This is a genomic window from Modestobacter sp. Leaf380 (assembly GCF_001424485.1).
Lineage (GTDB): Bacteria > Actinomycetota > Actinomycetes > Mycobacteriales > Geodermatophilaceae > Klenkia.
Window position 1 is genome coordinate 522,886 of the sequence record NZ_LMQC01000019.1, and the last position, 25,863, is coordinate 548,748.

Here is a 25,863-nt window from a genome sequence, read left to right on the forward strand (position 1 = left end):
TGACCCCGGTCCCGCGGGCACCGGGGCGACGGCTCAGCTGGAGACGGCGTCCTCGTAGTCGTCGTAGCTGGCCAGCAGGTCCTCGATCTCGACGATGTCGGGGAAGTCCGCGACGTCCTGGTGCTTCTTCAGGAAGTCCACGGTCCGGGCGACGAGGTCCTCCTCGTCGTCCTCGCTGACCCCGAGCCGGTCCAGAGCGGCCGGGCTCAGCCGGAACCAGGTCTCGACGGTCTCTCCCTGGTCCACGAGCCGCACGACGTACTCGTGGTCGCCCTGCTCCTCGATGTCGTAGTCCTCACGGGCGTCCTCAGCTGGCATGTGCACGGTCTACCCCACGCGCACCGACGACGAAGCGTGGGCCTGCACTCAGACCGTCACGGACTCCCCGGGCGCGATCCGGGTGACCGTCGTCGGGGTGCCCGGACCGCGCTCGCCGACCATCCCGGTGATGGCGCCGAGACCGGTGTCGTTCAGCAGCCCGTCGTGCACGGCGTAGGCCTGCGGGGCGGCCACCTGGCGCAGGTAGTCGATCAGCTCCCCGGTCTTCGACCAGGGCGCGTGCAGGGGCAGCAGCAGCGTCGGGACGGCGACGCCGGGGTCGGTGAGCGCGTCACCGGGGTGGAACACCTGCCCGTCGACGAGGAAGCCGACGTTGGCGATCCGCGGGATGTCGGGGTGGATGACGGCGTGGAACTCGCCGTGGGCCTGCACGTCGAAGCCGGCGGCGGTGAAGGCGTCCCCGTGGCCGACGACGTGCACCCGGTCACCGGCGTCCAGCTGCTCGGCGACCGAGCGGTTGGTCCAGACCTCCAGGGCCGGGTCGTCGGCGAGGGCCTGCTTCGTGCGGCTGACGTCGAGGTGGTCGACGTGCTCGTGGGTGATGAGCACCGCCGTGGCGCCGGCCCAGGCGCTCTCCTCGGTGAGGGACCCGGGGTCCAGGACCAGGCGCCGGTCGCCGTCGGAGAGGACGACGCAGGCGTGACCGTGCTTGGTGAGCTGCATGCGCCCGACGCTATGTCGGTCCGCGCCGGTCCGCTGGGTTTCCCCGGACGACCGGACGGGGCAGGAGGGGACGGTGACGACACCCACCCCCACCGTCCGGCTGGACAACGGCGTCGAGATCCCGCAGCTGGGCCTGGGCACCGCCCGGGTCGGCGACGAGGAGATCCGCCGCATCGTCCGCGAGGCCCTCGCCGTCGGATACCGGTTCGTCGACACCGCGGCCGAGTACGAGAACGAGGTGGGCGTGGGGCAGGGCCTGCGCGACGCCGGCCTGCCGCGGGGGGAGGTGTTCGTCTCCACCAAGCTGCGCGGCGCCGACCAGGGGTACGCCCAGGCCAAGCAGGCCCTCACCGACAGCCTGCGCCGCCTGCAGCTCGACCACGTGGACCTGTACATCGTGCACTGGCCGTTGCCCCGGCTGGACCGCTACGTGGAGTCCTGGCAGGCCCTGCAGGAGCTGGCCGCCGAAGGACTGACCCGGGCGGTCGGCGTCTCCAACTTCCTGCCCGAGCACCTGGCCCGCCTGGGCGAGGAGGCCAGCACCGTCCCGGCGGTCAACCAGATCGAGGTGCACCCCCGGCTGCCCCAGCGTGAGCTGCGCGCCGAGAACGACCGGCGCGGCATCGTCACCGAGTCCTGGTCCCCGCTGGCCAACGGCGGCGACCTGCTCACCGACGACGTCGTCACCGGGATCGCCGCCGAGCACGGCGTCACCCCGGCCCAGGTGGTGCTGCGCTGGCACGTCCAGCAGGGTCTGGTGACCTTCCCCAAGGCCAGCTCGGTGGAGCGGCTGCGGGAGAACCTCGACGTCTTCGGGTTCGCCCTCGGCGAGGACGACCTGGCCCGGATGGACACCCTGGCGACCGGTGAGCGGACCGATCCCCGGCAGGACCCGGCCACCTGGGAGGAGTTCTGAGGGTCGCGGACACGCATGCACACCTGCGCGTTCCCGGCCTTGAGGGCGAGATCCTGACCAACCCGTCCGGGTGAGTTCGTCAGTGACGCGGCTGCACATCACCCGCGCAGACGCCGACGGTGGGGTCATGACCAGCGAACTCGTCCTCACCCTCGCCGCCGCCCAGGGCCGCACCTCGGGCCTGTGGCACGCCGTCGAACTGCACCGCAGCCCCTCCGAGGTCGACGGCGCCTGCGAGGTCGCCGTCTGTGGCGCCCTGGCCCGCGTCGACGTCGAGCAGCGCTGGGACGGCGCCGACGCCGAGTCCTGCGAGGCCTGCGCGGACCTCCTGTACTGACCCCGACCAGGACGGACCGACCCGGCCGACCCGGGTCAGACCGGCGGCGCCACCGTGGTGTCGACGGCGCGGAAGGGCGGCACGTGCGGGCCGTAGCGCTCGCAGACCCACCCCTGCGCGCCGACCGGCGCCAGGACCACCAGCTCGGTGTTCGCCAGGTGCGTGGACACCGCGAACGCCGCGGGCACGTCGGACACCGACGTGGTGACCCACCGGATCGCCGCCCCGTGGCTGACCAGCACCACCGACCGCTGCGGATCGGCCTCCAGCCGCGCGCGCAGGTGCGCCACCACGGGCAGGTACCGGTCCAGCACCTCCGTGCCGCTCTCGCCCCCGGGCGGGCGGACACCCGGGCTGCCGGCGAACCACTGGCCGTAGGCCCGGTCGTACTCCTCCAGCACCGGCCACCCGGCCCGTCCCTCGAGGTCGCCGACGAACGTCTCCTGGACGCCGTCGACCACCTCGACGTCCAGCCCGAGCGCCGCTGCCAGGGGGGCCGCCGTCTGTTGCGCCCGGGTCGCCCGGGAGGCCAGCACGGCCGACACCGGCGTGTCCGCCAGCGTCTCCACCAGCACCCGGGCCTGCTCCTGTCCGTCGCCGGTCAGCGGGGCACCCGGCGGCAGCGAGTCCAGCCGCAGGGCCACGTTGGCCTCGGACTGGCCGTGCCGGACCAGCAGCAGCCGGCCCGCGGGCAGCGGACCGGTCACCGGCCGGTGAAGTCCGGGGCCCGCTTGGCCAGGAACGCCTCGACCGCCTCGATGTGGTCGTGCGTCTGCCCCAGGGCCTTCTGCAGCCGCCCCTCCAGCGCCAGGGTGTCCTCCAGGGAGTCGGTGGCCGCCGTCGCCAGGACCTCCTTGATCGCCCGGTAGGCCGCCGTCGGGCCGGCCGCCAGCCGCCCCGCCAGCTGCTGGGCGGTGGCCAGCACGTCCTCGGCGGGCACCACGTGGTGCACCAGGCCCCACTCGCCGGCCGTCTCCGCGGTGAAGGTGTCCGGGAAGAGCAGGAGCTCGGTGGCCCGCGAGCCGCCCACCGAGTGCACCAGCGCCGAGGCCAGCGCGGAGTCGCTGCCCAGCCCGATGCCGGCGAACGCGGTGCCGAACTTGGCCCCGGCGGCGGCGACCCGCAGGTCACCGCGCAGCGCCAGGCCCAGCCCGGCGCCCACGCACGCGCCGTTGACCGCGACCACGGTGGGCACCCGCAGCGCGGCGAACGCCAGCACCATCGGGTTGTAGGAGTCCGCGACGACGTCCAGGGAGGTGCTGGCGTCCCCGCGCAGCGCCTGGACGTGCTCGGCCAGGTCCTGCCCGACGCAGAACGCCCGGCCCGAGCCGGTGAGCACCACCGCGCGCACCGACTCGTCCGCAGCGACCGCCCGGATCGTCTCGGTCAGGTCGGCCCGGGACTGCCGGGACAGGCCCGGCACCAGCAGCGTGATCGTGGCGACGCCGTCGGCGTCCGTGCGCGTGACGGTCTGGCTCTGAGACATCGTCGTCCCCTCAGGAGTAGTCGTGGAACCCGCGGCCGGTCTTGCGGCCCAGGTCACCGGCGGCCACCTTGTCACGCAGCAGCTGCGGCGGGGCGAAGCGGTCGCCCAGCTCCCCGGCCAGGTACTCGGCGATCGCCAGCCGCACGTCCAGCCCGACCAGGTCGGTCGAGCGCAGCGGGCCCATGGGGTGCCGGTAGCCCAGCTCCATGGCCTGGTCGATGGCCTCCGCGGAGGCCACGCCCTCCTCCAGCATCCGGATCGCCTCCAGGCCCAGCAGCACACCCAGCCGGGAGGAGGCGAACCCGGGGGAGTCCCGGACGACGACGTCGGTCTTGCCCAGCTCGCGCACCCACGCCTGCGCGGTCGCGACGACGTCGTCGGCGGTCTCGGCGGCCACGACGACCTCGACCAGCTTCGACGCCGGGACCGGGTTGAAGAAGTGCATGCCGACGAGCCGGGCCGGGCGCTGCAGGGCCGCGGCCAGCTCGGTCACCGACAGCGAGCTGGTGTTGGTGGCCAGCACCGCGTCCGGGCCGATCGCGGCCTCGGCGGCGCGCAGCACCTCGATCTTCAGCGCCGGCACCTCGGGCACCGCCTCGACCACCAGCGACAGGCCCGGCGGCAGGTCGGCGGGGGTGTCCACCAGGACCAGCCGGGACAGCGACTCCTCGACGGTCCCGGTGAGCTTGCCGCGCCGGTCGGCCTCCTCGAGCCCGGCGGCGATCCGGGCCCGCGCGGCCTCGGCCGCCTCGTCCCCGGCCTCGACGACGTGGACCTGCGCGCCGGTGCCCAGCAGGCCCTGGGCGATCCCGCCGCCCATCCGCCCGCCGCCGACGACGCCGACCTGCCGCGGGGTCACACCCGCTCCACGAGCATCGACACGCCCTGGCCGACGCCGACGCACAGCGTGGCCAGCCCGCGCCGGCCGCCCTCGCGCTCCAGGCGGCCCATCAGGGTGACCAGCAGTCGGGCGCCGGAGCAGCCCAGCGGGTGGCCCAGGGCGATCGCGCCACCGTCGGCGTTGACGACCTCCTCGTCGATCCCCAGGCGCCTCAGCACCCCGAGGGACTGGGCGGCGAAGGCCTCGTTGAGCTCGACGGCGTCCAGGTCGGCGACGGTCCAGCCGGCCTTGGCCAGTGCCTTCTCGGTCGCGGGCACCGGTCCCAGGCCCATCACGTTCGGCGCGACGCCGGCGCTGGCCGAGACCACGACCCGGGCGCGCGGGGTCAGCCCGTGCCGCTCGACGGCGTCGGCGCTGGCCAGCACCAGGGCGGCGGCGCCGTCCGAGAGCGGGGAGCTGTTGCCCGCGGTGACCACGCCGCCGGTGCGGAAGACCGGCTTGAGCGTGGCGAGGGACTCCATCGAGGAGCCCGGGCGGGGGCCCTCGTCGGCGCTGACGGTGGTGCTGCCCTTCCTGCCGGGCACCTCCACGGCGAGCACCTCGGCGTCGAACCGTCCGGCCTCCTGGGCGGCGACCGCGCGGGTGTGGCTGCGGACGGCGAAGGCGTCGCAGTCGTCCCGGGTCCAGCCGTCCAGCGCGGCGATCTCCTCGGCGGTCTCGCCCATCGACAGCGTCACCTTGCGGGTGGCCGGGTCCTCCGGGTGCTCGACGGCGCGGTCGGCGGCGGCGAAGACCGGGTTGGTGAACCGCCAGCCCAGCGAGGTGTCCACGACCTCGCCCGGGCGGGCCCACGGGGTGCCCGGCTTGGCCATCACCCAGGGCGCCCGGGTCATCGACTCGACGCCGCCGGCGATCGCCAGGTCCAGCTCGCCGGCCCGGATCGACGCCGCGGCCGAGGCGGTGGCGGTCAGCCCCGAGGCGCACAGCCGGTTGGTCGTGTAGCCGGGCACGGTGTCGGGCAGCCCGGCCAGCAGCACGGCCATCCGGGCGACGTCCCGGTTGTCCTCGCCGGCCTGGTTGGCCGCGCCCAGCACGACCTCCTCGACGGCGTCGGCGGGCGCGCCCGAGCGGCGCAGCACCTCGGCGACCACCAGCGCGGCCAGGTCGTCGGGCCGGATGCCGGCCAGTGCGCCGCCGTAGCGGCCCTGGGGTGTGCGCACCCCGTCGACCAGGAAGACCTCGCGGGTGGACGCCATCGTCGCTCCTCAGGACCGGTTCACTGACCGTGCGGTCAGTAATGCCCACCCTCGTGCAGGACGACGGGCCGGGCAAGTCCCCGCTCCCGTCCAGCGGGACCGGGGGAGCGGGGACCGTGGGCGCGTCGGCGACCTGCCCCGTCGCCGCCGACCCCTGCCGGGGACACGGCGTCCGGAGGCGGGCCGCGGTCCCCGTGTCGCGGACACCGTGGCGACCGGCCCCCGCGCTGTCAACGGGTCCTGCCCCGTCCCGTCGTCCGGCGGCCACCCGGTCTTTCCTTGACTCGTTCAAGAACAACCGGCATGCTCGGGTGGTGCCCACGACGTCCGAGCTCGAGCAGTCGCTGCGCGGGGTCGCCCTGCGCGTGACCCGCCCGCGCCTGGCCGTGCTCGCCGTCGTCCGGGAGAACCCGCACGCCAGCACCGACACCGTCATCCGGCGGGTCCGGGAGCAGCTGCCCGAGGTCTCCCACCAGGCCGTCTACGACGTCCTCAAGGTGCTGACCGGCTCCGGCCTGGTGCGGCGCATCGAGCCCTCCGGCTCGGTGGCCCGCTACGAGGCCCGCGTCGGGGACAACCACCACCACGTCGTCTGCCGCTCCTGCGGCGTCATCGCCGACGTCGACTGCGCCGTCGGCGAGGCGCCCTGCCTGAGCCCCTCCCAGGACCACGGCTTCGTCATCGACGAGGCCGAGGTCATCTACTGGGGCCGGTGCCCCTCGTGCTCCGCCGCACCGATCGAACCGCTCCCGCTCGACCGTCCCGAAGAGAGAGGCACTCCGTGACCGAGTACGACAAGTCCACCGTCGACGCCGCCGACTACGACAAGACCGAGGTCGCCAAGACCGAGTCCGCTAGCACCAGCGAGAGCGAGAACCCGGCGATCAAGGCGCCGGAGCCGGTGCACGGCGGGCGTCCCCGCTCGGTGCAGGACTGGTGGCCCAACCAGGTCGACCTGCGGGTGCTCGACCGCTCCGCCGCCGACGCCGACCCGCTGGGCGCGGACTTCGACTACGCCGCCGAGTTCGCCAAGCTCGACGTCGAGGAGCTCAAGCGCGACCTCGTCCAGGTCATGCGCACCTCGCAGGACTGGTGGCCGGCCGACTGGGGCCACTACGGCCCGCTGTTCATCCGGATGTCCTGGCACGCCGCGGGCACCTACCGCAGCGCCGACGGCCGCGGTGGCGGCGGCGAGGGCGGACAGCGCTTCGCCCCGCTCAACAGCTGGCCCGACAACGCCAACCTGGACAAGGCCCGCCGCCTGCTGCTGCCGATCAAGCAGAAGTACGGCCGCAAGATCTCCTGGGCCGACCTGCTCGTGCTCGCCGGCAACGTCGCCCACGACGACATGGGCCTGCCGACCTTCGGCTTCGCCTTCGGCCGCAAGGACTCCTGGCAGCCCAACGAGGTCTTCTGGGGCCCCGAGGACACCTGGCTCGGCGACGAGCGCTACGCCGACGACACCCCGCTGGACCTGGAGGACGGCCACCTCGCCGCCGTCACCATGGGCCTGATCTACGTCAACCCCGAGGGCCCGCAGGGCAAGCCGGACCCGCTGGGCTCGGCCCACGACATCCGGGTCACCTTCAGCCGGATGGGCATGAACGACGAGGAGACCGTCGCGCTCGTCGCCGGCGGGCACACCTTCGGCAAGACCCACGGCGCCGGGGACCCCGAGCTGGTCGGCCCCGAGCCCTCCGGCTGCCCCGTGCACGGCAACGGCCTGGGCTGGATCAGCCAGTACGGCACCGGCAAGGGCGCCGACACCATCACCAGCGGCCTCGAGGGCGCGTGGACCCCCACGCCCACGCAGTGGGACAACACCTACTTCGAGATGCTCTTCAGCTACGACTGGGAGAAGACCCTCAGCCCGGCCGGCGCCAAGCAGTGGGGCCCGACCAACCCCGAGGCGCAGGAGCTCGTCCCCGACGCCCACATCGAGGGCAAGCGCAACGCCCCGATGATGAGCACCGCCGACATGGCCCTGGTCGTGGACCCCGGCTTCCGGGAGATCTCGCGGAACTTCTACGAGAACCCCGAGTACTTCGCCGACGTCTACGCCCGCGCCTGGTTCAAGCTGCTGCACCGCGACATGGGCCCCAAGAGCCGCTACCTGGGCCCCGACGTCCCGGCCGAGGAGCTCATCTGGCAGGACCCGGTCCCGGCCGTCGACCACGAGCTCGTGGGCGAGGCGGAGATCGCCGACCTCAAGGCGCGCCTGCTGGCCTCGGGCCCGACCGTGTCCCAGCTGGTGCACACCGCCTGGTCGGCTGCGGCGTCCTACCGCGACACCGACAAGCGCGGTGGCGCCAACGGCGGCCGCATCCGGCTCCAGCCGCAGGTCGACTGGGCGGTCAACGCCGGCGTCGCCGACGTGCTGCCGGCCATCGAGTCGGTCCAGGCCGCCTTCGAGGCCGAGACCGGCAAGAAGGTCTCCTTCGCCGACCTGGTCGTCCTCGCCGGCACCGCCGCGGTGGAGAAGGCCGCCGCCGACGCCGGCGTCCCGGTGACCGTGGGCTTCACCCCCGGCCGCACCGACGCCACCCAGGAGCAGACCGACCCGGAGAACTTCCGGTGGCTCGAGCCCAAGGCCGACGGCTTCCGCAGCTACCTGCTGCCCGGCAGCAAGCTGCAGCCCGAGCAGCTGCTGGTCGACAAGGCCTTCAACCTGGGCCTCACCGCCCGGGAGATGACGGTCCTCGTCGGCGGGCTCCGCGTGCTCGGCGCCAACACCGGCGGCGTGCAGCACGGTGTCTTCACCGACCGGGTCGGCGTCCTGTCCCAGGACTTCTTCCGGACGGTGCTGGACCTGGGCATCTCGTGGCGGACCTCGCGGGACGACGAGGGCGTCTACGACGGTGTGGACGCCGAGGGCACCGTGGTGCGCACGGCCACCGCCGCCGACCTGGTGTTCAACTCCAACGCCATCCTGCGCGGCATCGTCGAGGTCTACTCCTCCGACGACACCACCGAGAAGTTCGCCCAGGACTTCGCGGCCGCGTGGACCAAGGTCATGGAGCTCGACCGGTTCGAGCTGCAGCGCTGACCGTCGGGTAAACCGCGGTTACCCAGCTCCACCCACGACGCCCGGGTCGGTCCTCACCAGGACCGGCCCGGGCGCCGTCGTGACCAGGGTCCCGCTGGGAACTGTCTGGCAGGCCTGTACGTACCGGCAGACGGCGCCTAAGGTCAGCCTGCCCTCAGTCGGACCGGCCGGGGGCGTCGTCGTGCCAGGAGGTGTGTCCCGTGGGATCGGTGTTCTTCCCCAGCTACCTCATCGGTCTGCGTGAGGGCCTGGAGATGGTCCTCATCGTCTCGGTCCTGGTCGCCTACCTGGTCAAGACCGGCCGTCGGCAGCACCTGCTCCCGGTCTGGGGCGGGGTCGCCGCGGCCGTGGTGCTGTCGGTCGGGTTCGGCGCCGCGCTGTCCTACGTGTCGACGACGGTGCTCGGCGGGCCCGGTCAGGAGCTCTTCGACGCGATCACCTCGGTCATCGCCGTCGCGCTGGTGACCTGGATGGTCTTCTGGATGCGCCGCACCGCCCGGAAGCTGTCCGGTGAGCTGCGCGGCCGGCTCGACGACGCCGTCGGCCTGGGGCTGGGCGCCGTCGTGGGCATCGCGTTCGCCTCGGTGGTCCGGGAGGGCCTGGAGACGACGCTGCTCTTCTTCGCCTCCGCGCAGGGCGCGGTCAGCTCCACCCCGCTGGTCGGCCTGCTCGCGGGCCTGGCCACCGCCGTCGTGCTGGGCTTCGCCCTCTACGCCGGTGCGGTGCGGATCAACCTGTCCCGGTTCTTCACCGTCTCGGGTGTGCTGCTGATCTTCATCGCGGCCGGGATCTTCAAGTACGGCGTGCACGACTTCCAGGAGGCCGGCGTGCTGCCCGGCCTCACCACCTACGCCTACGACGCCTCCGGCTGGCTGGACCCCGGCAGCTGGTGGGGCGCGGTCCTCGACGGCGTCTTCCACGTCTCGGCGCAGCCCACGGTGCTGGAGATGGTGGCCTACGTGGCCTACCTCGTGCCGGTGCTCGCCCTGTTCCTCCTGCCCGGCCGCTCGGCCGCCCAGGCACCCCGCACGACCACCCCGGAGAGCACCCAGCATGTCGACGCCCCTGCGTAACGCCCTCGCCGCGACCTCCCTCGCGACCCTCACCCTGCTCGCCGCCTGCGGCGGGGGGTCCACCGACTCCGGGTCCACGGCGGGGGAGGCCAGCGACGACATCGCCGTCGCCGCCAGCGACGACACCTGCGACGTCGCGACCAGCGAGCTCGAGGCCGGCACCCACCAGTTCACGGTGACCAACTCCGGCAGCAAGGTCACCGAGTTCTACGTCTACGCCGAGGGCGACCGGGTGATGGCCGAGGTCGAGAACATCGCCCCCGGGGTCGCCCGCGAGCTGCTCGTGGAGCTGCCCGCCGGGGACTACGAGACCGTCTGCAAGCCCGGCATGGTCGGCGACGGCATCCGCAACGCCCTGGTCGTGAGCGGCGAGGCCGCGCAGCTGTCCGAGGACGAGAACCTGCAGCAGGCCGGCGAGGACTACCAGCGCTACGTGCAGAGCCAGACCGGCGCCCTGCTGGAGCAGACCACCGCGTTCGTCGAGGCCGTCAAGGCCGGTGACGTCCCGGCCGCGCAGGCGCTGTTCCCGGTCGCCCGCACCTACTGGGAGCGGATCGAGCCGGTCGCCGAGAGCTTCGGTGACCTGGACCCGCTGATCGACGGCCGCGAGGGCGACCAGGCCGAGGGCGAGGACTTCACCGGCTTCCACCGCATCGAGCAGGCGCTGTGGGAGACCGGCGACGTCTCGGACATGGGCCCCTACGCCGACGACCTGCTGGCCAACGTGCAGGAGATCGTCGCCCGGGCCAACGAGGTCACCCTGGACCCGCTGCAGCTGGCCAACGGCGCCAAGGCCCTGCTCGACGAGATCGCCACCGGCAAGATCACCGGCGAGGAGGACCGCTACTCGCACACCGACCTGTGGGACTTCGCGGCCAACCTCGAGGGCTCCGAGGCCGCCGTCCAGGCGCTGCGTCCCTTCCTGGAGGAGGCCGACCCCGAGCTGGTGGGCGAGATCGACGAGCGCTTCGCCGCCACGGAGGCCGAGCTGGAGCAGTACCGTCAGGGTGACGGATGGGCGTTGCACGACACGCTCACCGAGGACCAGCTGCGCGGTCTCAGCGACAGCATCACCGCGCTGAGCGAGTCCGTGAGCCAGGTGGCGGCAGTCGTCGCCGACCAGTGACCCGACCGGTGAGTTGACGGGCAGAGGAGCAGTCGTGGGTGCCGAGCAGGGCGGGTTGTCCCGTCGACGGTTCTTCGGCGTCGCCGGCGCGGGCACCGCAGGGGTGCTCGCCGCCGGCGCGGCCGGCGGGGTGATCGGGCGGGCCACCGCCGACGAGCCGGCCGCCGCCGGTGCGGGCGTCACCGAGGCGGTGGCGTTCCAGGGCGCCCACCAGGCCGGGATCGTCACCCCGGCCCAGGACCGGCTGCACTTCGTGGCCTTCGACGTCCTCACCGACGACCGGGACGCCCTGGTCGAGGTGCTGCAGGCCTGGACCGCCGCCGCCCGGCGGATGACCCAGGGCCAGGACGCCGGCCCCATCGGGGCCACCGCGGGCAGCGAGTACGCCCCGCCGGACGACACCGGCGAGGCCATCGACCTGCCCCCGGCCGGGCTCACCCTGACCGTCGGGTTCGGCCCCACCCTCTTCCGCACCGCCGAGGGCGTCGACCGCTTCGGCCTCGCGGACCGACAGCCCGCCGAGCTCACCGAGCTCCCCGCGTTCCCCGGCGACGCCCTCGACCCGGCGATCAGCGGCGGCGACGTCTGCGTGCAGGCCTGCGCCAACGACCCCCAGGTCGCGGTGCACGCCATCCGCAACCTGTCCCGGCTGGCCGCCGGCGTGCTCGGCGTCCGCTGGTCGCAGCTCGGCTTCGGCCGGACGTCGTCCACCTCCTCGGCCCAGGCGACCCCGCGCAACCTGTTCGGCTTCAAGGACGGCACCGACAACCTCAAGGCCGAGCAGCCCGAGACCCTGGACCGGTTCGTCTGGGTGTCGGGGACCGGGTCCTGGATGGACGGCGGCTCCTACCTGGTCAGCCGCCGCATCCGGATGCGGATCGAGCCCTGGGACACCTCCACGCTCATCGAGCAGGAGCAGACCATCGGCCGGAAGAAGGGCAGCGGCGCGCCGCTGGGCCAGCGCGGGGAGTTCGACCCGGTCGACTTCACCGCCCAGGTCGACGGCGAGTTCGCCGTCCCGGAGACCTCGCACGTCTTCCTGGCCCACCCCACCAACTCGGGGACGGCGATCCTGCGCCGCGGCTACAGCTTCGTCGACGGCTCCGACGGCCTGGGCCGCCTCGACGCCGGGCTGTTCTTCATCTGCTACCAGTCGGCGCCGGAGACCGGGTTCGTCCAGGTGCAGCGCAACCTGCGGCTGGACGCGATGAACGAGTACGTCCAGCACACCTCCTCGGCGGTCTTCGCCTGCCCGCCGGGCGTCCAGGGCCCCGACGACTGGTGGGGGCGCGCGCTCTTCGGCTGAGCGGTCCGTCGACGTCCCCGGGGCCACCGGGCACCATGGGCGGGTGGACCCAGCGACCCGCGTCTTCGGTGACCGGTACGAACTCCGGTCGCTGATCGCCACCGGCGGCATGGGCCGGGTCTGGCGGGCGCACGACCAGCGGCTGGGCCGCCCGGTCGCGGTCAAGGTGCTGCGCAGCGAGTACGCCGGGGACGAGGGGTTCCTGGCCCGCTTCCGCGCCGAGGCCCGGCACACCGCGCTGCTGCACCACCGCAACGTCGTCGCCGTCTTCGACTACGGCGAGACCGAGGCGACCGACGGCGAGCACCTGGCCTACCTGGTGATGGAGCTGGTCGTCGGGGAGTCCCTGGCCGACGTCGTCCGGCGGGAGGGGGCGCTGCCGGCCGACCAGGTGCTGGAGGTGGTCGCCCAGACCGCGGCCGGGTTGGCCGCCGCGCACGAGGTCGGCATCGTGCACCGCGACGTGAAGCCGGGCAACGTGCTGGTCCGCTACGACGGGTCGGTCGCGGTCACCGACTTCGGCATCGCCTGGTCTGCGGAGAGCGTCTCGCTGACCCTCACCGGCCAGGTCATCGGCACCGCGCACTACCTCTCGCCCGAGCAGGCCGAGGGCCGCGCGGCCACGCCGGCCAGCGACGTCTACGCCCTGGGCATGGTCGCCTACGAGCTGCTCGCCGGCCGCCGCGCCTTCGAGGGCGAGAGCTCTGTGGCGGTGGCGCTGAGCCAGATCCGGGACGAGCCGCCGGCGCTGCCGTCCTCGGTGCCCGCGCCGGTCCGCGACCTGGTGGCCGCGATGCTGGTGAAGGACCCGCACCGGCGGCTCGCCGACGGCGACGCCGTCGTCGCCGCGGTGGCCCGGGCCCGTGCGGGCGACCCCTCCACCGCCGGCACCGAGCTGCTGGACCTGGTGCCCCCGGCCGGGGTGACGGCGCTGCTGGACCCGGGTCTGGTGTCGGGGGAGACCCCGCTGCCCGGCCACGGGCCCGGTGACGAGGGTCCCGATGACGAGGGTCCCGAGGACGCCGGGCCCGACGACGACGGGCCCCGTGGACGGCGCCGGCCGCTGCTGCTGGCCGGTGTCCTGGGCGCGCTGGTCCTGGTGGGGGTGGGCGTCGCGCTGCTGCTGGGCATCGGCCGGGACACCGAGGAGCCGGTGACCGCAGCCGGGCCGACCACCACGTCGGCGGCCCCCGCCGAGACCGAGCCGACGGTGACCCTGGACCCGGCGGCCTACGTGGGCCGGCCGCTGGCCGACGTGACCGCGGAGCTGACCGCGCTGGGTCTCACCGTCGTCTCCGTGGAGACGGCCGCGGGCGACGCGGCAGCGGGGGTCGTGGTCGAGGTGGCGCCCGCCGGGACGCCGCTGGCGCCCGGTGCCGAGGTCACCGTCACCCACACCGGTGAACCGGTGCCCGCACCGGCGACCACGGTGGGCGCGCCCGCGCCGACCGTCGGCGAGCTGCCACTGCCCGCCCCCGAGCCCACCGTCGCCCCGGCCCCCACCCAGGACCGGCCCGGCGGCAGCGGGAACGGCGGTGGGAACGGGAACGGCGGGGGGAACGGGAACGGCGGTGGGAACGGCAACGGGAACGGCGGCGGTCGGGACGACGAGGACGACGACTGACCCGTCCCGTCGCGCCCCGGGCCCTGCTGGCGTGCCCCGGTCGTCGTTCTCCCCGGGAGTGTCGGTGACCCGGGCTAACCTCTGCGGGACCGCCCGGACCCGGGTCCGGGCGAGGCGAGGGGGTGGGACGGTGGCCGGCGCAGCAGCCGAGGTCGACTTCGAGGCCGTCTTCCGGGCCATCCCCACGCCCTACCTGGTGATGGACGCCGGTCTCACGATCGTCGACGCCAACCCCTCCTACCTCGCCACCACCGGGCGGGTCCGGGACGAGCTGGTCGGTCGGCACGTCTTCGACGCGTTCCCGGCCGGGCCCAGCGACTCCGAGGCCGACGGCGGTGTCAGCAAGGTGCAGGCCTCCTTCGAGCGGGCCCGCGACACCCGGGTCCCCGACGTGATGCCGCTGCAGGAGTACGCCATCCCCGACGGCAGGGGTGGGTTCTCCCAGCGCTTCTGGAGCCTGATAAGCACCCCGGTCCTCGACGCCGGGGGCACGTGCACCCACGTGGTGCAGCGCGCCGAGGACGTCACCGACTACGTGCTGGAGCAGCGCCGGGCCCAGGCCGAGGGCCACTCCAGCGAGGACTGGCAGCGGCGGGTGCTGGAGGTCGAGTCCGACCTGTACGCCCGCGGTGTCGAGCTGACCGCGGCACGGGACGCCGAGGCGCTGAGCGCCAGCCGGCTGGCCGCGCTGAGCACCGTCGCGCTGCGGCTGGCCGGGGCCGAGACCGTCGACCAGCTGCTGGCCACCGTCACCGGTGAGGGCATGGCCGTCTTCGGCTCCCCCGGGGGCGCGGTAGCGGTCCGGGACGGCGACGTGCTGCGCTCGCTCATCTCCTCGGAGCTCGGTGGTGCGGCCACGCAGCGCACCTACGGCGAGGTCCCGCTCGACGGCCCGCTGCCGGTCAGCGTGGCCACCCGCACCGGGCAGCCGGTGCTGTTGGCCGACCGGGCGGCCTGCCTGGCGTTCACCCCGGAGATGGCCGGCGTCGTCGAGGCCACCGGTTCGGTCGCGTTCGCCAGCCTGCCGCTGGCCTCCGGCGGCCGGGTGACCGGGTGCCTCACCGTCTCCTGGGCGCAGCCGCGGACCTTCCTGCCCGCGGAGGTCGAGGTGCTCGTCGCGTTCGCGGCGCAGTGCGCGCAGGCGCTGGACCGGATCCAGACCCGCGAGGCCGAGCTGCGCAGCGCCCGCCGGCTGGCCACCATCGCCGAGGTCGCCATCGCGCTGTCCCGCACCGAGGACGTCGTCGCGCTGACCCGCGTCGTCGTCGAGCAGGGACTGTCGGCGCTGGGTGCCGACGGTGGTGCCGTCGCGGTCCTGGACGAGGAGGAGCAGGAGCTCCGGCTGGCCATCACCGACGGGCTGGGCGAGGGCACCCAGGACCAGTACGGCGTGCTGCCGCTCGACGGCCCGCTGCCGGCCTGCGTGGCCGCCCGGGAGGGCCGCACGGTGGTGCTGCACGACGCCGCGGAGTCCCTCGCGTTCACCGCCGACATGGGCCCGGTCGTGGAGCAGACCGGGGCGCAGGCCTGGGTGGCACTGCCGCTGCGCACCGGCGGCCGCATCCGCGGCTCGCTCACCGTGGGGTGGGCGCACCCGCAGGCCTTCACCGCCGAGGAGTTCGAGGTCGTCACCGCCTTCGCCGCACAGTGCGCGCAGGCCCTGGACCGGGTGCTCACCCGGCAGGCCGAGCGGACCGCGCTGCGGGCGCTGGCCGGCACCGTCGAGGCGCTGCAGCGCAGCCTGCTGTCCGAGCCCCCGGAGCCCGACCACCTGCAGGTCTCCGTCCGCTACCTGCCGGCCGCGCGTCAGGCCCAGGTCGGCGGCGACTGGTACGACAGCTTCCTGCTCGGCGACGGCCGCACGGTGCTGGTCATCGGCGACGTCACCGGGCACGACTCCTACGCCGCGGCCGCCATGGCCCAGGTGCGCAACGTGCTCCGCGGGGTCGCGCACAGCCGTGGCGGGACGCCGGCGGAGATCGTCACCGGCCTGGACCGCGCCATGCGCGACCTGGACGTCGGCACGCTGGCCACCGCCGTGCTGGCGACGGTCGAGCAGACCCCGGACGACGCCGCCCGCGGGGAGCGGGTGCTGCGCTGGACCAACGCCGGGCACCCCCCGCCGCTGCTGCTGCACCCCGACGGCCGGGTCGAGCTGCTGGAGGCCCGCCCCGACCTGCTGCTGGGCGTGGACCCGGAGCGGTCCCGCGGCGACCACGAGCGGGTGCTCGAGCCCGGGGCGACCGTGCTGCTCTACACCGACGGCCTGGTCGAGCGCCGCGGCGTCGCCATCGACGAGGGCATCACCTGGCTGTCGGAGCTGCTGGCGGGGCTGCGCCACCTGCCGCTGGAGGACCTCTGCGACCGGGTGCTCGCCGAGCTGTCCGGCCGGGTCGACGACGACGTGGCCCTGCTGGCCATCCGGGCGCACCCCGAGGACCAGCCGCGGCCCGCATCGGCCGGTCCCGAGCTGGTCCCTGTCGGGCACAGCGCACTCGTCTGACGCATGATCGCCGGGTGCCCGCACCCGTGCTGCCCGACCTGACCGACCGCACCGTGCTGGTGACCGGCGCGAACGCCGGGCTCGGCTACTGGGCCACCGAGCAGCTGGCCGCGCGCGGGGCGCGGGTGCTGCTGGCCTGCCGGTCGGCGTCCCGGGCCGCCGCGGCCGTGGCCGCCGTCCGGGAGCGGGTGCCGGGCGCCCGGCTGGACGTGCTGTCCCTCGACGTCGCCGACCTGGCCTCGGTCGCCGCCTGCGCGGCCGCCGTCGACGTCGGGCTGGACGCCGTGCTGTGCAACGCCGGGGTGACCGAGACCCGCGGTCGGCAGACCACCGCCGACGGGTTCGAGCTGATGATGGGCGGCAACGCGCTGGGGCACGTGGCGCTGGTCGCGGCCCTGCTGGACCGGTTGCGTCCCGGCGGCCGCGTGGTCACCGTCGGTTCCATCGCCCACCGGTGGTCGCCGCTGGACCCCGCCGACCTGCAGGCCGAGCGTGGGTTCCGGTCCTTCCGGCAGTACGGCCGGTCCAAGACCGCGGCCATGGCGTTCGCGTTCGAGCTGGACCGCCGGTTCCGGGCCGTCGGGCGCGATGCCCTGGCCCTGGCCGCCCACCCCGGCTTCGCGCTGGACTCGTCGACACCGCAGCGCAGCGGCGTCAACGAGGTCGCGGTGCCGCTGCGGGTGGTCGCGCAGCCGGCCCGGGCCTTCGCCCAGGGCAAGGACGCCGGCGCCTGGCCGCTGGTGCACGCCTGCGTCGGGGACGGCGTCCGCGGCGGGGAGTACTGGGGTCCCGGCGGCTGGCAGGAGATGACCGGCCGCCCGGCACCGAGCCGCGCCCGCGCCCACGTGCGCGACGAGGTCGCCGGGGCGCGGTTCGTGGCCGCCGCCGAGCGGGCCACCGGGGTGCGGCTAGGCCTCTGAGCAGGCCTCTGAGCGGGTTTCTGAGCGGGCCTCTGGGGCCGCAGCCGGGGACCGCTCGGCCAGTGCGGCGAGGACCAGGCAGGCGACGGCACCGGCCAGGGCCAGCCGGCCGGGGGTCGCGTCCAGACCGCCCAGCAGGACGCCCACCGCGCCGACGGCCGCAGCCGCGGTGAGCAGCCGGGCGCGGCCGGTGCGCAGGGCCAGCGCGGCCAGCACCGCCGCACCCAGGACGGCGACCCGGGCCGGGTGGGCGGTCCCGGGCAGCACACCCCAGGGCAGGCCCGGGGACAGCACGCCGAGCACCCCGGCGACGGCGAGCAGCAGCCGGGCGCGCGGCCCGGCCGGGGCGTGACCCGCGGTGTCCGTCACTTCCGGCGGTCGTGCACCAGCCAGAGCGCACCGGCCGACAGCGCCACCCCGGCGGTCAACACGAAGCCCTGGTCGGTGGCCACGCCCGGGAGCACGACGAGCACCCAGAACAGCAGCAGCCCGGCGCCGCCGGCCGCGCCGACCTGCCAGGCCTGGCGGCGGCTGAGCCCACCGCGGCTGGGCACGAACGGCACCAGGGCGACCAGCGCCGCCAGGGTCGCGAACCCCGACCAGGTGGGCAGCGCCGACCAGACCGAGGACCCGAGGCCGAAGGACAGCGACAGGCCCAGCTCCAGGACGACGAGACCCAGCACCCCGAGCACGGTGGCGGTCAGCGTGGCCCGGTCGGCTGGGGTGCGCTGCGAGGCGCTGACCCGGGGGGCGCGGCCGGTGTCGTGAGCCTGACCCTGGGCGCTGCCGACCGGGGCGCTGGGGTGCGGCGGGGGCTGCTCGCCCGGGAAGCCGGGGACCCAGTCCATCGGGCCGGTCGGCGCGGCCGGGTAGGCCGGGTCGTAGCCCTGCGGCAGCCGGTACTCCTGGGGCCCGGTCATCCCGGGCGGCGGACCCTGCGGACCGGTCGCGTGCGGGCCGGTCGCCTGCGGGCCGGGCGGGACGTGTCCCTGCGGGCCGGTGTGCTGCTGCCCCTGCCCCTGCCCCTGCCCCTGCTGACCGGGCCGCTGGCCCTGGTGTGCGGCGGGCTGCGGCGGCGGGCCCTGCGGGGGCAGGCCCTGGTGGAAGACCGGCTGCGAGGGCTGGTGCGGGTGCGCGCCGGTGGACGGGCCCTGGGCTGCGGGCAGCTGCGCGGTGCGCGGGTCCTGCGGCCCGTCGGCCGGCGGGGGCGGGTAGGGCGGCTGGCTCACGGTTCTCCTCGGTGCGGTCGGGCAGCGGTCGGTCGACGGGGCAGGTCGGCGGGGTGGCCGACGGGTCGGTCGGACGGTCCCCCGTGGACACCGGCGCCCGGACCGGGTCGTCGGCCACCGTATCGGCGGGCTGGTGGGGGTCGGGGGACCCGCCGGGGTGGGTCGCCCGAGCCCCCGGCCTGCCGTGGCCCGCCGGGCACCCCGGCCGTCACCCCGACAGCCACCCCGACCGCCAGACCCCACCGGCCGGCCCGCGCGACCGGGCGGGACCCCGTGCACCCGCCTAGGGTCGCCGACGTGGGAGCGCGCGCGGGCATCGTGGTCACCGGCACCGAGGTGCTCACCGGGCGGGTGACCGACCGCAACGGCCCCTGGCTGGCCGAGCAGCTGCGCACCCTGGGCGTCGACGTCGGCCAGGTGGTGGTGGTCGGCGACCGGCCCGAGGACCTGGCCTCCGCGCTGCGGTTCCTGGCCGCCACCAACGACCTCGTCTTCACCTCCGGGGGGCTCGGTCCGACCGCCGACGACCTCACCGCCCAGGTCGTGGGCGACACCCAGGGCCGGCCCAGCGCGGTCGACGAGGCCCTGGCCGACCGGATCGGCGCCATCGTCGACCGGCTGATGGCCCGCCGCGGCTGGCGGGTCGACCCGGAGGCGACGCTGGCCGGCACCCGCAAGCAGGCGCAGGTGCCCCACGGAGCACTGGTGCTCGAACCGGTCGGCACGGCGCCCGGTCTCGTCGTCCCTCCCGCCGAGGGTGACGGCCCGCCGGTGGTCGTGCTGCCCGGCCCGCCGCCGGAGCTGCAGGCCATGTGGCCCGCCGCCCTGGCGGCCGAGCCGGTCCGCGCCGTGCTGGCCCGGGCCACCGAGCTCCGCCAGGACACCCTGCGGCTGTGGGGCACCCCGGAGTCCGAGCTGGCCGCCACCCTGCGCCGGATCGACGACCAGCTCACCGGCCTGGAGGTCACCACGTGCCTGCGGGACGGCGAGCTGGAGATCGTCACCCGCTACGCCCCCGACGCCGCCGACGCCTACGCCCGGCTGGTGGACGCCGTCCGCGGTGACTTCGGCGGCACGCTGTTCAGCGAGGGCGAGGACGTCGACACCCTGGTCACCCGCGCGCTGGCCGACCACGGCTGGACCGTCGCCACCGCCGAGTCCTGCACCGGCGGCCTGCTCGCCGCCCGGCTCACCGGCCGTCCCGGCGCCTCGTCGGCCGTGCTCGGCGGGGTGGTCGCCTACGCGAACACCGCCAAGGAGCAGCTGCTCGACGTCCCGGTGGCGCTGCTGGAGGCGCACGGTGCGGTCAGCCCCGAGGTGGCCCGCGCCCTCGCCGAGGGTGCCCGCTCCCGGTTCGGTGCCGACGTCGGCATCGGCGTCACCGGAATCGCCGGCCCCGGCGGTGGGACGGCGGACAAGCCCGTCGGCACCGTCCACCTGGTCGCGGTCGGCCCGGACGGCGTCGCCTCCCGCTCGCTGGTCGTGCCCGGGGACCGCACCGCCTTCCGCACCCGCACGGTCACCGTGGGCATGCAGGTGCTGCGCTCGCTCCTGCTCGGCGGTCCGCCGGCATGACCGCGTTCCACGTGGAACCGACCCGGGCACAGCACCGGTCATGACGACGCTGAGCACCCACGCGACCGGCACCGTGGACCCCGACGAGGCCTGGTCGCGGTACCTGCTGCCCGCCCGCTGGTCGGAGTGGTCCCCGCAGATCCGCTCCGTGGACGCCACCGCCGACCAGATCGCCCCCGGGGTGACCGGCCGGGTGCACGGGCCGCTGGGTGTGGCCGTGCCCTTCGTCGTCGACTCGGTCGACGAGGCGGCCCGCGAGTGGGTGTGGACCGTCCGCGTCGGCCCGACGTCGATGACGCTGGTGCACTGGGTCCGCCCCGGCCCCGGCGGTGGGACGACGACCGGCCTGCGGGCCAGCGGCCCCGCCCCGCTGATCGTGGGCTACCTGCCGCTGGCCCAGCTGGCGCTGCAGAAGCTGGTCCGCAGCTGAACCCGCCCGACGTCCTGGTGCTGGGGGCCGGTCCTGCCGGCCTGGCCACCGCCGTCGCCTGTGCTGCGCGCGGGCTGACCACGACGGTGCTGGCGCCGTCGTCCCGACCGTGGACGCCGACCTACGGCGCCTGGGCCGATGAGCTGGAGCCCGCACTGGACCGGTTGGGCGTCGTCCCCGGGGACGCGGCCCGGGTGTACGACGCGACGGTCGTGCGCACCCGGCGGGCCGGCGAGCAGCGACTGGGCCGGCGCTACGCCCGGCTGCGGGAGGGCGTGCTGCACGCCGAGCTGACCCGCCGGGCCGAGGAGCTGGGCGTGGTCCGGGAGACCGGCAGCGCCCGGGGCGTGGACGCCGACGGCGACCCGGCCACCGTCTGGCTCGCCGACGGCCGACGGCTGACCGCTCGGGTGGTGGTCGACGCCCGCGGCTCGCTGCCCGGCACCGCCCAGCAGCGCGCGTGGGGGGAGCTGGTCGCAGGTCCCGCCGAGGAGCTGGTGCCCGCGGGGACGGCACTGCTGATGGACTGGTCGGCTCTGCGTGGCGACGACGAGCGCGTGCCGCTGTTCCTCTACGGGCTGCCCCGGGAGGACGGCACCACGCTGCTGGAGGCCACCTCGCTGGCCGCCCGGCCCCCGGTGTCGCTGGAGCGGCTGCGTCTGGCACTGCACCGGGTGCTCGACCGGGCGGGGCTGCGGGTGGTGGGGGAGCCGGAGCGGGTGGCGATCGCGCTGGACGCCCCGGCCCGGTCGCACTCCGACGCGGTGCCGGTGGGTGCGGCCGCCGGGATGGTGCACCCGGCGACGGGCTACAGCGTGGCGTCGTCCCTGGCGCTGGCGCCGGTGGTGGCTGCGGCGCTGGCCTCCGGCGGGCTGGACGCCGTGCGGCGCGCCGTCCGGACGCCCCGGCGGCGGGCGACCGCGGCCCTGCTGGCGGCGGGCCGGGAGGCGTTGCTGCCGTTGGACGCCGGGGCCACCGACGACTTCTTCGCCGGCTTCTTCGCCCTGCCCGAGGACGCCTGGGCCGCCTACCTGTCGACCGACTCCGGGCCCGGTGCGGTGGCGGCGGCGATGGCCCGCTCCTTCACCGGTGCGGCCCCGGCGATGCGGCTGCACCTGGTGGCCAGCACGGTGTCGACCGCGACACGACCGGCCCGCCGGGCCCTGCGCCGTCGGGGTTGAGCGGGCGACGCTCCGTACGGTGCAGGGCATGAGCAGCGCCCCCGCGGACACGCACGAGGTCACCAACCAGGTGCCGCCACTGGTCGGGCACGACCCCATCGCCGGGGACACCGTGCTGGTCGAGGCGTGCCTGCGGCACGCCGACGCGCTGACCCTGGACTCGCTGGAGGACCTGGGGACGGTCGCGGGCAGCGAGCAGGCCCAGGAGTGGGGTCGGCTGGCGAACGAGAACCCGCCGCGGCTGCGCACCCACGACCGCACCGGCCACCGGGTCGACGAGGTCGAGTTCCACCCGGCCTGGCACGAGCTGATGCGCACCGCGGTCGAGCACGGCCTGGCCGGGGCGCCGTGGGCGTTGGCGTCGGACGCCGAGCACCCGGACCCGCACGCCCACGTGCGCCGCGCGGTGGGCTACCTGGGCTGGACCCAGGTCGACATGGGGCACGGCTGCCCGGTGACGATGACGTACGCCGCCGTCCCCGCGGTGCGGCGGGCGCCCGAGCTGGCCGCGGTGTTCGAGGCGGGGCTGACCAGCACCGCCTACGAGCCCGGGCTGGTCGACCCCCGGCTGAAGGCGGGCCTGGTGGCCGGGATGGGGATGACGGAGAAGCAGGGCGGCTCCGACGTCCGGGTCAACACCACCCGCGCGGTCGCCAACAGCGACGGCACCTACTCCCTGACCGGGCACAAGTGGTTCACCTCGGCGCCGATGAGCGACGTCTTCCTGGTGCTCGGGCAGCTGGAGGAGGGTGTGTCCTGCTTCCTGGTGCCGCGGATGCTGCCCGACGGTGACCGCAACGTGTTCCGGCTGCAGCGGCTCAAGGACAAGCTGGGCGACCGGTCCAACGCCAGCAGCGAGGTCGAGTTCGCCGGCACGACCGGCTGGCTGCTGGGGGAGCCGGGTCGGGGGGTGCCGGCGATCCTGGAGATGGTCAACACGACCCGGTTGGACTGCGTGCTCGGCTCGGCGGCCACGGTGCGGGCGTCGCTGACCCAGGCGCTGCACCACGCCCGGCACCGGTCGGCGTTCGGTGCCCGGCTGGTGGACCAGCCGCTGATGCAGAACGTGCTGGCCGACCTGGCGGTGGAGAGCGAGGCCGCGACGGCGCTGGCGGTCCGGCTGGCTGCTGCGCAGGACGCCGGGGAGACCGACTTCCTGCGGCTGGCCGGGGCGGCGGCGAAGTTCTTCGTCTGCAAGCGCACCCCCGGCGTCGTCGCGGAGGCCCTGGAGGTGCTGGGTGGCAACGGCTACGTGGAGGAGTCGCTGATGCCGCGGCTGTACCGGCAGGCGCCGCTGAACTCGATCTGGGAGGGCTCGGGCAACGTCATCGCGCTGGACGTGCTGCGCGCGATGGACCGCCGCTCGGAGTCCGCCGCCGCGGTGCTGGCCGAGGTCGAGGCCGCCGTCGGCGCGGACGACCGGTACGACGCCGCGGTCGCCCGGTTGCACGCCGAGCTCGCCGACCACGAGCAGATGGAGGTGCGCGCCCGCCGGATCGCCGGCCTGCTGGCCCAGTGCCTGCAGGGCTCGCTGCTGCTGCAGCACGCCCCCGGCTCCGTCGCAGATGCGTTCTGCGCCACCCGCCTGGGCGGCGACTGGGGCTCGGTGCTGGGCACGCTGCCCGCCGGGACGGCGGTCGCGGAGATCGTGGACCGCGCGGTGGTCGCCCCGGCCTGAGCCCGGGTCAGCCCAGCAGGGCAGTACGGGGCCACCCGACGACGATCTCGCTCCCGCCCTCGCGGCGGGTCCGCCATCGGTGGTCGTCGGGGTCCCAGGTGACGGAGAACCCGTGGTGCACCTTGGTGTGGTGCCGCTCGCACAGCAACGCGGTGTTCTCGACCGACGTCTCCCCGTGGTCGGCCACCCACTCGCGGACGTGGTGGGCGTCGCACCACCAGGTGGGTGCGTGGCAGCCGGCGAAGACGCAGCCGCCGTCGCGGGCCTCGGCCGCCTTCCGGATGTGCGCGGGCACCAGGCGCTGGGCCCGTCCCACGTTCAGCGGCATCCCGTCGGGTCCGAAGAGGACCCGGGTGACGATCGAGTCGCAGGACAGCTGCTGGACGACGGTGTTCGACACCGTCTGCCCGGAGCCGAGCCGGGCGGCGTCGCGGACCAGGTCGGTGTCGAGCAGGTCCTCGGCGGAGACGGTGGCGGCGACCTGGGCGCGGTGCTTGCGCAGCACCGGGACGTCGTCGCTGCACGCGAGCTGGACGTCGGCCAGCTGGACGAGGGCGTCGCCCATCTGCTGGGCGTGGCTGCGGTCGTCGTCGGCGACCCGGCCGGCCTGCTGGAAGGCGGTCAGCACGGTGGCCACCTTCTCGAAGCCGAGGGCGTCCAGGCGGCCGTGGATGCTGCCGCCGCCGCCGGGCGAGGGGGTCAGGTGCAGCTCGCGCTGCCGGGTGGGGTCGGGCTCGGGGCCGTCCGGGTCGATCCAGTCGAGCAGCCGCCTGGTGACGGCGGTGAGCGTTCCTGGTGCGGTGCCGGTGGCGGTCCCGAGCAGGGTGCGCTCGACCGCGGTGACGTCGGCGCCCATGGCCTCCGCGGCCGACAGCCGGGCGGGCGTGGCCACCGCGGCGACGACCGCGGTCTGGTCGGGGGTGACCCGGCCCTCCGCGGCGGCCGCGGCCCAGTCCGCCAGCCGTTCCAGGGTGCGGCCGGCCCGGACGGTGCGCGCCGCGGTGGCCGGTGAGACGTTGAGGTGGCCGACCTGCCAGGCGGCCATCGACCGGTGGCCGTCGAACTCGGCGGCCTGGGCGCACTCGGCGGCACGCACGGCCCGGGCCCGGGCGGTGTCGATGACGCTCTGCAACCTGGTGAGCCCGCGCACCCGGGCGAGCAGCGCCGGCGCCTCCAGGGCGGGACCACCGACCGGTGGCTCAGGGTCCACCAGGCCCAGCGCGCCGGCCAGGACGGCGGCGACGTCGGCCGGGAGCTCGAGCGACAGCTGCCGGGCTGCGTCGCGGGCGGCCGCCCGCTCGGTCGCCCGCCGCTCGGCCAGCGCCACATCGTCCTCACCCCACGGCTGCCAGACGTCGGGGGAGGTGTCCGGGGCGGTGCTGCAGCTCTGGTCCAGACCCACCGCTCCGCCTCCTCCTCAACTCGAACACCTGTACGAAGAGTACCGCGTCCGGAGCGGCGGGACAAGACGAAATGCCAGCTCAGAGCCCTGTCACGCTCGACCAGGCAGGCGTGGGACCGCGCTCCGAGACGCCGTGCGTGACGCTCGGGTCGGGTCGGGTCGGGTCGGGTCGGTGCTGTGGGGTCGGCCCCGGCCACCCAGCGCATCAGCCGTTCGTCACCGAGACCGGCGCCGCTCGTCACCGACCGGCCTGGCCTGTGACCTCCGGGGCGGACCATCGGTCCTGAACGGCCGGATCGCGCGCGGCGGGGTGGGCAGGGCGAGGGTCTGGCCGGCGGCGCCGGCGGTGCGGCCCCACAGCGAGCCCCGCCTAGCAGGAGGGCAGCGGCGGGGGTCACGCCCGCGAGGCGGTCGTCCCGCCCCTCGGCTGGGAACCTGGAGCGGGTGACGCAGCGCAAGCCGGAGGGCATGCCCTTCGAGACCTGGGTGGAGCACCAGATCCGCACGGCCGCCGAGCGCGGCGACCTGACCGACCTGCCGCTGTCGGGCAAGCCGCTGCCGCGCCGGGACGGGCCGGAGGACTCCTACGCCTGGGCGCTGTCCTGGGCGCGTCGGCAGGAGCCGGACGCGAACTTCCTGCCGCCGTCCCTGGCGCTGCGCCGGGAGTACGACGACCTGCCCGCGCGCCTGCTGGAGCTGACCAGCGAGGAGCGGGTCCGGGCCGCGATCGGTGAGTTCAACGACCGGGTGGCGGCGGCCTGGCGGCAGCCGCTGGACGGGCCGCCGATCGTCGTCCCGATGCGGGAGGAGGAGCCCGCGGTGGAGGCCTGGCGGGCCTCGCGCCCCCCGGAGCCCGAGCCGGTACCGGCACCGGTCGACCCGCCTCGCCGGGTCTCCCGGTGGCGCCGCCGACCCCGGTGACGGAGGACGAC

24 protein-coding genes are annotated in these 25,863 nt (G+C 75.3%); 15 read left to right on the forward strand and 9 right to left on the reverse strand.

Annotated features, from left to right (window positions below):
• Positions 1-33 precede the first annotated feature (33 nt).
• The gene (locus tag ASG41_RS14950) at positions 34-318 is read right to left on the reverse strand and encodes a hypothetical protein (RefSeq protein ID WP_056296279.1); all 285 of its coding nucleotides are present in this window, start codon (positions 316-318) and stop codon (positions 34-36) included.
• 48 nt (positions 319-366) lie between these two features.
• Positions 367-1,002: an MBL fold metallo-hydrolase gene (locus ASG41_RS14955; protein ID WP_056296281.1), complete on the reverse strand. Its 636-nt coding sequence runs from the start codon at positions 1,000-1,002 to the stop codon at positions 367-369.
• A gap of 73 nt (positions 1,003-1,075) precedes the next feature.
• Here ASG41_RS14955 and ASG41_RS14960 point away from each other — a divergent pair, with 73 nt between their 5' ends.
• Positions 1,076-1,918, forward strand: coding sequence for an aldo/keto reductase (locus tag ASG41_RS14960; protein WP_056296286.1), 843 nt, complete (start codon positions 1,076-1,078; stop codon positions 1,916-1,918).
• A gap of 127 nt (positions 1,919-2,045) precedes the next feature.
• Complete coding sequence (locus tag ASG41_RS14965; protein WP_056296754.1) at positions 2,046-2,255, forward strand: hypothetical protein; 210 nt, start codon at positions 2,046-2,048, stop codon at positions 2,253-2,255.
• Positions 2,256-2,290: 35 nt separating this feature from the next.
• On the opposite strand, the gene ASG41_RS14970 is transcribed toward ASG41_RS14965, so the two are convergent.
• Genes ASG41_RS14970 through ASG41_RS14985 form a run of 4 tightly spaced genes read right to left on the reverse strand, consistent with a single transcriptional unit; the run spans position 2,291 to position 5,838 of the window.
• Complete coding sequence (locus tag ASG41_RS14970; RefSeq protein ID WP_157519430.1) at positions 2,291-2,962, reverse strand: histidine phosphatase family protein; 672 nt, start codon at positions 2,960-2,962, stop codon at positions 2,291-2,293.
• The gene (locus ASG41_RS14975) at positions 2,959-3,741 is read right to left on the reverse strand and encodes an enoyl-CoA hydratase/isomerase family protein (protein WP_056296287.1); all 783 of its coding nucleotides are present in this window, start codon (positions 3,739-3,741) and stop codon (positions 2,959-2,961) included. Before ASG41_RS14975 ends, ASG41_RS14970 begins: the two co-directional genes overlap by 4 nt.
• A 10-nt stretch (positions 3,742-3,751) precedes the next feature.
• On the reverse strand, positions 3,752-4,600 hold the full coding sequence (locus ASG41_RS14980) for a 3-hydroxyacyl-CoA dehydrogenase family protein (protein ID WP_235564819.1): 849 nt from the start codon (positions 4,598-4,600) through the stop codon (positions 3,752-3,754).
• On the reverse strand, positions 4,597-5,838 hold the full coding sequence (locus tag ASG41_RS14985) for an acetyl-CoA C-acyltransferase (RefSeq protein WP_056296290.1): 1,242 nt from the start codon (positions 5,836-5,838) through the stop codon (positions 4,597-4,599). Before ASG41_RS14985 ends, ASG41_RS14980 begins: the two co-directional genes overlap by 4 nt.
• 314 nt (positions 5,839-6,152) lie before the next feature.
• Between ASG41_RS14985 and ASG41_RS14990 the strand changes: the two genes are divergently transcribed.
• The 8 genes from ASG41_RS14990 to ASG41_RS15025 all read left to right on the forward strand — a co-directional run bounded on the left by ASG41_RS14990 (position 6,153) and on the right by ASG41_RS15025 (position 17,436).
• On the forward strand, positions 6,153-6,623 hold the full coding sequence (locus ASG41_RS14990) for a Fur family transcriptional regulator (RefSeq protein WP_056296764.1): 471 nt from the start codon (positions 6,153-6,155) through the stop codon (positions 6,621-6,623).
• Positions 6,620-8,884, forward strand: coding sequence for a catalase/peroxidase HPI (gene katG / locus ASG41_RS14995; protein ID WP_082556952.1), 2,265 nt, complete (start codon positions 6,620-6,622; stop codon positions 8,882-8,884). Before ASG41_RS14990 ends, katG begins: the two co-directional genes overlap by 4 nt.
• A 200-nt stretch (positions 8,885-9,084) precedes the next feature.
• On the forward strand, positions 9,085-9,957 hold the full coding sequence (gene efeU / locus ASG41_RS15000; RefSeq protein WP_082556953.1) for an iron uptake transporter permease EfeU: 873 nt from the start codon (positions 9,085-9,087) through the stop codon (positions 9,955-9,957).
• On the forward strand, positions 9,938-11,083 hold the full coding sequence (efeO, locus tag ASG41_RS15005) for an iron uptake system protein EfeO (RefSeq protein WP_056296293.1): 1,146 nt from the start codon (positions 9,938-9,940) through the stop codon (positions 11,081-11,083). The genes efeU and efeO overlap by 20 nt, the downstream gene beginning before the upstream one ends.
• Before the next feature lie 34 nt (positions 11,084-11,117).
• Positions 11,118-12,389 carry an iron uptake transporter deferrochelatase/peroxidase subunit gene (gene efeB / locus ASG41_RS15010; RefSeq protein WP_200938958.1) on the forward strand — a complete coding sequence of 424 codons (1,272 nt, stop codon included), beginning with the start codon at positions 11,118-11,120 and terminating at the stop codon, positions 12,387-12,389.
• Between the two features lie 43 nt (positions 12,390-12,432).
• Positions 12,433-14,013, forward strand: coding sequence for a serine/threonine-protein kinase (locus ASG41_RS15015; RefSeq protein ID WP_056296301.1), 1,581 nt, complete (start codon positions 12,433-12,435; stop codon positions 14,011-14,013).
• Between the two features lie 130 nt (positions 14,014-14,143).
• Entirely contained in the window at positions 14,144-16,516 is a 2,373-nt protein-coding gene (locus ASG41_RS15020) for a SpoIIE family protein phosphatase (RefSeq protein ID WP_056296305.1), read from the forward strand.
• Between the two features lie 14 nt (positions 16,517-16,530).
• Entirely contained in the window at positions 16,531-17,436 is a 906-nt protein-coding gene (locus ASG41_RS15025; protein WP_056296308.1) for an SDR family NAD(P)-dependent oxidoreductase, read from the forward strand.
• Here the strand turns inward: ASG41_RS15025 and ASG41_RS15030 are convergent.
• Positions 17,425-17,805, reverse strand: a complete 381-nt coding sequence (locus ASG41_RS15030; protein ID WP_056296311.1) for a hypothetical protein — start codon at positions 17,803-17,805, stop codon at positions 17,425-17,427. The genes ASG41_RS15025 and ASG41_RS15030 overlap by 12 nt on opposite strands.
• Positions 17,802-18,665 carry a hypothetical protein gene (locus ASG41_RS15035; protein WP_056296316.1) on the reverse strand — a complete coding sequence of 288 codons (864 nt, stop codon included), beginning with the start codon at positions 18,663-18,665 and terminating at the stop codon, positions 17,802-17,804. Before ASG41_RS15035 ends, ASG41_RS15030 begins: the two co-directional genes overlap by 4 nt.
• A 297-nt stretch (positions 18,666-18,962) precedes the next feature.
• Here ASG41_RS15035 and ASG41_RS15045 point away from each other — a divergent pair, with 297 nt between their 5' ends.
• From ASG41_RS15045 to ASG41_RS15060, 4 genes are read left to right on the forward strand one after another with little or no spacing between them, the layout of a single operon-like run.
• The gene (locus ASG41_RS15045; RefSeq protein ID WP_056296321.1) at positions 18,963-20,240 is read left to right on the forward strand and encodes a competence/damage-inducible protein A; all 1,278 of its coding nucleotides are present in this window, start codon (positions 18,963-18,965) and stop codon (positions 20,238-20,240) included.
• A 40-nt stretch (positions 20,241-20,280) separates the two neighbouring features.
• Entirely contained in the window at positions 20,281-20,670 is a 390-nt protein-coding gene (locus ASG41_RS23690; protein ID WP_056296324.1) for an SRPBCC family protein, read from the forward strand.
• Between the two features lie 17 nt (positions 20,671-20,687).
• Positions 20,688-21,851, forward strand: a complete 1,164-nt coding sequence (locus tag ASG41_RS15055; protein WP_056296327.1) for a lycopene cyclase family protein — start codon at positions 20,688-20,690, stop codon at positions 21,849-21,851.
• Between the two features lie 28 nt (positions 21,852-21,879).
• A complete protein-coding gene (locus ASG41_RS15060) occupies positions 21,880-23,529 on the forward strand; it encodes an acyl-CoA dehydrogenase family protein (protein ID WP_056296329.1) in 1,650 nt (549 codons plus the stop codon).
• Between the two features lie 7 nt (positions 23,530-23,536).
• On the opposite strand, the gene ASG41_RS15065 is transcribed toward ASG41_RS15060, so the two are convergent.
• Positions 23,537-24,931, reverse strand: a complete 1,395-nt coding sequence (locus tag ASG41_RS15065) for an HNH endonuclease signature motif containing protein (RefSeq protein ID WP_056296332.1) — start codon at positions 24,929-24,931, stop codon at positions 23,537-23,539.
• 444 nt (positions 24,932-25,375) lie between these two features.
• On the opposite strand from ASG41_RS15065, the gene ASG41_RS15070 reads away from it, so the two are divergent.
• Positions 25,376-25,852, forward strand: coding sequence for a DUF1992 domain-containing protein (locus ASG41_RS15070; protein ID WP_056296334.1), 477 nt, complete (start codon positions 25,376-25,378; stop codon positions 25,850-25,852).
• Positions 25,853-25,863: the final 11 nt, after the last annotated feature.

Excerpts from the sequence above, each read along its gene's own strand:
- ASG41_RS14950 (WP_056296279.1), bottom strand. The coding sequence starts at position 318 with ATGCCAGCTGAGGACGCCCGTGAGGACTACGACATCGAGGAGCAGGGC.
- ASG41_RS14955 (WP_056296281.1), bottom strand. The coding sequence starts at position 1,002 with ATGCAGCTCACCAAGCACGGTCACGCCTGCGTCGTCCTCTCCGACGGC.
- ASG41_RS14965 (WP_056296754.1), top strand. The coding sequence starts at position 2,046 with ATGACCAGCGAACTCGTCCTCACCCTCGCCGCCGCCCAGGGCCGCACC.
- ASG41_RS14975 (WP_056296287.1), bottom strand. The coding sequence starts at position 3,741 with ATGTCTCAGAGCCAGACCGTCACGCGCACGGACGCCGACGGCGTCGCC.
- ASG41_RS14985 (WP_056296290.1), bottom strand. The coding sequence starts at position 5,838 with ATGGCGTCCACCCGCGAGGTCTTCCTGGTCGACGGGGTGCGCACACCC.
- efeO (WP_056296293.1), top strand. The coding sequence starts at position 9,938 with ATGTCGACGCCCCTGCGTAACGCCCTCGCCGCGACCTCCCTCGCGACC.
- ASG41_RS23690 (WP_056296324.1), top strand. The coding sequence starts at position 20,281 with ATGACGACGCTGAGCACCCACGCGACCGGCACCGTGGACCCCGACGAG.
- ASG41_RS15060 (WP_056296329.1), top strand. The coding sequence starts at position 21,880 with ATGAGCAGCGCCCCCGCGGACACGCACGAGGTCACCAACCAGGTGCCG.